Raw genomic sequence first — 603 nt, 5'->3', positions numbered from 1 at the left:
CAGGGTCGGCGGGCGCTGCTGCGGCTGCGGGATCGACAGCTGGCCATGCTGCAGCAGATGCAGAATGGTCTCCAGCTGCGTCTGGCTAAGGGCATGCAGCGCCGTTTGCCCATAATGCTGACGAATATCATCGCTCACCGCCTGGCGGTTATTGCCCTGACCGAGCAGATCGCTGAGCTGCGCTAAGGTCTGGCGATGATGATGATTATCCTGAGCGGCGGCTAAGCGCTGGTTGAGACTGGCCTCCGCGGCGCTGAAATGGCAGGCCAGCAGGGGCGAGTCGCCTTTCAGTCCGAGGTCATGTTTGACGCAGGCCCACACTTCCGCGTTCTGCTGCGAGGTCAGCGCCACCAGGCGCGTGATCAGTCGCTCCAGAACGGTGCGTTGCTGCATGGAAAGCGAAGGTTCGCCGGTGGCGGCAGTGCCTGATGGGCCTCGCCCTGGAGGACGGTCTGGCATATCAGCAAGGGGGTGCGTCATGATTCATCCTTTCGATATCGCGGTGCTGGAACCAGGTGATGAGTATGCCTGGCGGCCAGATTATGGCACACTTCCCCAGTTAACTCTCGTTCTCAGACAGGTACTGAACTGTGAAAATCCTCG

General features: G+C 60.5%; 1 protein-coding gene. It reads right to left on the bottom strand.

What is annotated here, in order from left to right; all coding sequences use genetic code 11:
• Window positions 1-393, bottom strand: a 393-nt coding sequence (locus tag HGP29_RS28480) for a hypothetical protein (RefSeq protein WP_211093475.1), incomplete at its 3' end; no start/stop codon positions are given.
• Between the last annotated feature and the right edge of the window lie 210 nt (window positions 394-603).

It is taken from the genome of Flammeovirga agarivorans, assembly GCF_012641475.1.
GTDB classification, from domain to species: Bacteria; Bacteroidota; Bacteroidia; order Cytophagales; family Flammeovirgaceae; genus Flammeovirga; species Flammeovirga agarivorans.
Note: the sequence above shows the minus strand (reverse complement) of the source record. Positions and strands in the feature narration are given on the sequence as shown.